The sequence below is a fragment of the Cyanobium sp. A1C-AMD genome (genome assembly GCF_024346495.1).
Taxonomy (GTDB): Bacteria; Cyanobacteriota; Cyanobacteriia; order PCC-6307; family Cyanobiaceae; genus Cyanobium_A; species Cyanobium_A usitatum.
The window spans coordinates 1-5,027 of the sequence record NZ_JAGQDB010000132.1 but is presented as its reverse complement, the minus strand read 5'-3'; the positions used below and the strand labels follow the sequence as shown (position 1 = coordinate 5,027).

The following is a 5,027-nucleotide window of genomic DNA, read 5'->3' as shown; positions in this document are numbered from 1 at the left end:
CAAGCGCATAACTAGCCGAAATCAGGCTACCGGCTGCATCAGTCCACCGCCTGGGCCGGAATCGTCGTCATCGTTGTTGTTGCCGGGACCAGGTTGAAGCAGGGCGTACATGCCGATCGCCAGGAGGCTCACCACTCCAGAAACGAGACTGAACCCGCCACCTAGGCCTGAACCCGCTCCGATCACTTCGCCCATGGATCGCCGTTACACAACTTCTCATGAATGTAACGGATTTTTGCGGGACCTGGTCGGATTAAGGGGTCCTTGGGCCCAAGGCCGGCTCGCTTGCGGCGCCTACACCGCCAGCACCTCTTCGTTGCGGGCCTTGAGCTGCTCGCGCCGTTGGACCTCGGTGAGGCCATCGCTGCCTGGTATCTGCTCGGCCATTTGGTTGAGCCAGCCCATCAGCTCCTCGAGCTGCTTCTCAGCAGGCAGCACCCCTAGGCCCCGGGCCAGCACCTTGGCAGTGGCGCCCGATCCGGGCTGAAACACCAGGCGGCCATGGAGGTGTTGGGGCAGGCCTTGGCGCAGTAGGCGGAAGGCGGGCTCCTCCATGGGGGTTTCCAGGGCGATGTTGGGTTTTTCCGGCTTGATGCGGGAGAAGCCGCAGCGCTTGGCCACCAGCTTCAGCTCCATCAGCTGCAACAGCGAGATCACCGGCGCCGGAATGGCGCCATAGCGATCCACCCAGCCGGTGGCCAGCTCCAGCAACTCCTCCTTGCCGCCACACTCGGCGGCGGCCCGGTAGGCGGCGATCTTCTCGTCGTTTTCCGTGATCCAATCGCCTGGGATGAAGGCGGTCACAGGCAGGTCGATCTGGGTGTCTTCCACCACTGGGATGTCCTGGCCTTGGATTTCAGCCAGCGACTCCTGCAGCATCTCCATATAAAGGTCGAAGCCGATGGTTTCCATCTGGCCGCTCTGCTCCACCCCCAGCAGGTTGCCGACGCCACGGATCTCCATATCGCGCATGGCCAGCTGGTAGCCCGATCCCAGCTGGGCGAATTCCTGAATCGCCCGCAGCCGTTGCCGTGCCGCTTCGCTCAGGGAGGCATTGCCGGGATAAAACAGCCAGGCATGGGCCTGGATACCGCTGCGGCCCACCCGGCCCCGCAGCTGATAAAGCTGGGCCAGGCCGAACTTGTGGGCGTCCTCGATCAGGATCGTGTTCACCCTGGGGATGTCAAGGCCGCTCTCCACGATCGTGGTGCAGAGCATCAGGTCTGCTTCGCCGGCGTTGAAGGCCACCATGGCGCTCTCCAGCTCGCCTTCGGCCATCTGGCCGTGGGCGACCAGCAGCCGCAGGCCCGGGATCATTAGCCGCAGGCCGGAGGCCACGTCTTCGATACCCTCCACCCTCGGCACCACGTAAAAGATCTGGCCGCCGCGGTCGAGCTCCTGGCGGATGGCGCTGCGCACCGCCTCCTCATCGAGGGCGGCCAGGTGGGTCTTGATTGGCCGGCGCAGCGGCGGCGGTGTGGTGATCAGGCTCATCTCCCGCACGCCGGAAAGGCTCATGTAGAGGGTGCGGGGGATCGGCGTGGCGGAGAGGGTCAGCACGTCTACGTCTTTTCTCAGCGCCTTGATCTTTTCTTTCTGGTTGACGCCAAAGCGCTGCTCCTCATCCACCACCAGCAGACCCAGCTGCTTGAAGCCGGTGCTTTTGGAGAGCAGCTGGTGGGTGCCCACCACCACATCGACCGTGCCTGCGCCCAAGCCTTCCAGGATTGTTTTGCGTTCGGCGGTGGTGCGGAAGCGGTTTAGCAGGCTCACCTTCATCGGGTAGGGCGCAAAGCGCTCCGAAAGGGAGCGCCAGTGCTGCTGCGCCAGCACCGTGGTGGGGGCCAGCATCGCCACCTGTTTGCCCGCCGTGACGGCCTTGAAGATGGCCCGGATCGCCACCTCGGTTTTGCCGAAGCCCACGTCGCCGCACACCAGCCGGTCCATCGGCTGGGGCTGCTCCATATCCCGCTTGACATCGGCGATGGCCTTCACCTGGTCGGGGGTGGGCTCGTAGGGGAAGGAGTCTTCGAGTTCGTGCTGCCAGGGGCCGTCGGCGGGGAAGGCGAAGCCCGGTGCCTGGTGGCGCTCGGCGTAGAGCTTGACCAGATCCACCGCAACCTTGCGCACGGCCTTTTTGGCGCGCTCCTTGGCCTTGGCCCAGGCCGTGCCGCCCATGCGGTTGAGCTCTGGAGGCGCATCGGTGCTGGCGCGGTACCGGCCGAGGCTGCCCAGCTGGTCGGCGGCAACCCGCAATAGGCCGTCGGCGTATTGCACCACCAGGTAGTCGCGGGATTCGCCGCCGATCGCCAGCTTTTCCAGCTTCAGAAACTTGCCGACGCCGTGGTTGCGATGCACCACGAAATCGCCCGGCTGCATCTTGCCCGGATCCACGGTGCGGCTAGCAGCCTTGCGGCGCCGGCGCACGTAGCCGCTGGCGGCCAGGGCGTGCTGGCCAAAGAACTCCCGGTCGGTGACCAGCACCAGCCGCCAGGCCGGCAGCTGCAGCCCTTCGATCTCGGCCGTGCCCTTGGTTTTCAGGGCCACCGGCGTGGCCTGCTCCACCAGTCGGTCGATGGCCGGAAAGTCGGCCGGATTGGGCACGAAGCGGGTGACGCAGTCGTGTTCCTCCAGCAGGGCTACCGCCCGCGAGGGCTGGGCCGACAGCAGCCAGACCGTGGCTTTCTCGGCCACAAAGCCCTTCACCAGGCCGGCCAGCTTGCCGAAGGCATTGGGATAGGCCGGCACCGAGCGGGAGGCCAGGTCAAAGCTGTTGGGGTGGTTGTCGGTTTCGTGCAGCTCGGCCAGATCGAAACCGGCAAACACCTCCGCCTGCTCCAGGGCGTCTGCCGCGGGGCGATGCAGGAGCGGCGGCAGGATGGTTGGCGCCGCGCTGGCATCTAGTTCCAGCTCCTGCACCACGTCGGCGTAGTGGTCGCAGGCATGGTCAAACCACTGCTGGCCATGGGAAAGGCAGTGGCGCCGCTCATCGATGGCGATGAGGGTGTGGGCCGGCAAATAATCCAGTAGGGAGGCCGGCTGCTGCCAGGCCAGGCCCATCAGCCGCCTCATGCCCTCCGGGGTGCCCCCTTCGAGTAGCTGCTCGAGGGCCTCAGGGCTGAGCATTTGCTCGAGCCCATCCGGCATCGACTCGCGCAGGGCATCGGCGATCAGGGGGCCGTAGCCGGTGGGTGTGAGTCGCACCACCTCGATGGCGTCTAGGGAGCGCTGGGAGGCGGGATCGAATTCCCGCAGTTTCTCCAGTTCTTCGCCAAACAGCTCCAGCCGCACGGGCAGCTCGGCACTCACTGGAAACACATCAACGATGTCGCCGCGACGGCTCCAGCTGCCCTCCTGCTCGATGGTGGGCACCCGTTCGTAGCCCAGCCGGCTGAGGGTGGTGGCGAGCTGTTCAAGGTCGATCGTGTCGCCCTTGCGCAGGCTCAGGCATTGATCCCGCAGGGTTTCGGGAGGCGGCAGGTGCGGCTGCAGGGCCCTTTCCGTTGCCACGATTGCCAGGCGGCGGGGGGCATCCAGCAGTTCGCTGAGCACCTGCAACTGGCCCCAGGTGATTTCGCTGGTGGGGTCAAAGGGCTCGTAGGGGCTGCCCTCGCTGGTGGGGTAGAGCTGGCAGCTGTTCCACCCCATCAGCTCCAGCAGCGCTGCCCAGCGGCCCGCTTCCTCCAGGGTCGGAACCAGAACAAGCAAGGGTGCCTCGGCAGCCCCGGCCAGGGCGCTGCTCACCAGGGCCCGCGCACTGCGCCCCGCCCCACTGAGCCGCAGGCGGTCGGCCCGCTGCAGACGCAGCAAAACCTCGCCGGTGAGGGGCACCTGCTGCAGCTGGCGCACCAGGGCGGTGAGGGGCATGGGGTCAGGGAATCTCAGAAGGCTCCGATCTTCGCAACTGGCACCAGAGTGGTGTTGGTTGCCGTCAACTTCTGCTTCGACTTCACTTTCTATCCAAGACCAACTGGCTGTGCAACACCAACCGGCTGTGCAACACCAACCGGCTGTTCAACACCAACCGGCTGTGCAACACCAAGAGGCTGTTCCCTACTAACCGGCTGGCTAAGGCGCCAGCCGTGTTGGCGCTGGGCGGCTTGCTGGCTCTGCTGGGGGCTTGCTTGGCAAGCGAGCCTGCGCGCCCAACGGCCCAGGCGGCGGGTCTGCTGCCTGAACAGGAGGCGGCTTTGCTGCAGCGACTGGCTACAGCTGATCGTCAGTGGCTGCCGCGGGCTGAAACCCTTCCCAGTGGTGCGGTGCGTTACCACTACCGCCGCCGGGCCAACGAACCCAGGCTGTCTGTGGCGGAGCTGCGGGCCTTGATCGCCAACCCGCCCAGCTTTGGGGCCGAGCGCCTGGCGATCGGTGAGCTGCTCGTGGTGCTGGCCAAAGCCGGGGTGCGTCTGGAGCTGGGTCAGCCCCGCAAGCCTGGGGCGGCGGGGGAATGGGACCCGGCAGCACGCACCCTGCGCATTCAGCCCCGGGTGGTGGCTAAGGGCAGTGTGGAGTTTGCCCGGGTGCTCAACCATGAAGCGATTCACGTTGCCCAGAGCTGCAGTAACCGGGGATTGCGTTCCCGCCCCCGGCCCCTGGGCCTGCCCTCGGCCTTGCCCGATCACCTAAATGGTGTGCTGAATGAATCTGTCTACAGCCAGGCATCGGAGCAGGAGCGGCAACTGGAGCGGGAGGCCTATGCCAATCAAACCCGCTTGAACCTGGGGGCCCAGTTGGTGCGCCTCCATTGCTAAATCGAGCGTCGTCTCTTTCAAGGTGACGTCCCTGGCGCATCATTGCGGGCGAGCCACTCACTTTCCAGCAAGATATTAAATTGCAGTAGTTGGCTGTCGCTAAGTAGTTGGCGGCTGGCTAACGCAAAGTGTTCCTCAAGGAAGGCACGACCCTGGCTCGGATCCCACTGCAACTGGCTAAGCAGCTCCTCACACTGGCTGAGCAGCTCCTTGCGCCGTAAGGGGGGTGGTGCGCTGGCGGGTTCGCTGCCATCGGCAAAGCCTTCTAGGGCCTGT

At 65.5% G+C, this 5,027-nt stretch carries 3 protein-coding genes and 1 pseudogene; 1 reads left to right on the top strand and 3 read right to left on the bottom strand.

Annotated features, from left to right (window positions below):
• Positions 1-21: 21 nt before the first annotated feature.
• Together KBY74_RS13720 and mfd are read right to left on the bottom strand one after the other, a co-directional pair.
• Complete coding sequence (locus KBY74_RS13720) at positions 22-195, bottom strand: hypothetical protein (protein WP_193486056.1); 174 nt, start codon at positions 193-195, stop codon at positions 22-24.
• A 99-nt stretch (positions 196-294) separates the two neighbouring features.
• On the bottom strand, positions 295-3,867 hold the full coding sequence (mfd, locus tag KBY74_RS13715) for a transcription-repair coupling factor (protein WP_254943183.1): 3,573 nt from the start codon (positions 3,865-3,867) through the stop codon (positions 295-297).
• 215 nt (positions 3,868-4,082) lie between these two features.
• Between mfd and KBY74_RS13710 the strand changes: the two genes are divergently transcribed.
• Positions 4,083-4,751 carry a hypothetical protein gene (locus tag KBY74_RS13710; protein ID WP_254943182.1) on the top strand — a complete coding sequence of 223 codons (669 nt, stop codon included), beginning with the start codon at positions 4,083-4,085 and terminating at the stop codon, positions 4,749-4,751.
• 17 nt (positions 4,752-4,768) lie between these two features.
• Here the strand turns inward: KBY74_RS13710 and KBY74_RS13705 are convergent.
• Positions 4,769-5,027, bottom strand: a pseudogene (locus tag KBY74_RS13705) (hypothetical protein); the annotation flags it as partial.

Coding starts and splice junctions, on each gene's coding strand:
- mfd (WP_254943183.1), bottom strand. CDS start 3,867: ATGCCCCTCACCGCCCTGGTGCGCCAGCTGCAGCAGGTGCCCCTCACC.
- KBY74_RS13720 (WP_193486056.1), bottom strand. CDS start 195: ATGGGCGAAGTGATCGGAGCGGGTTCAGGCCTAGGTGGCGGGTTCAGT.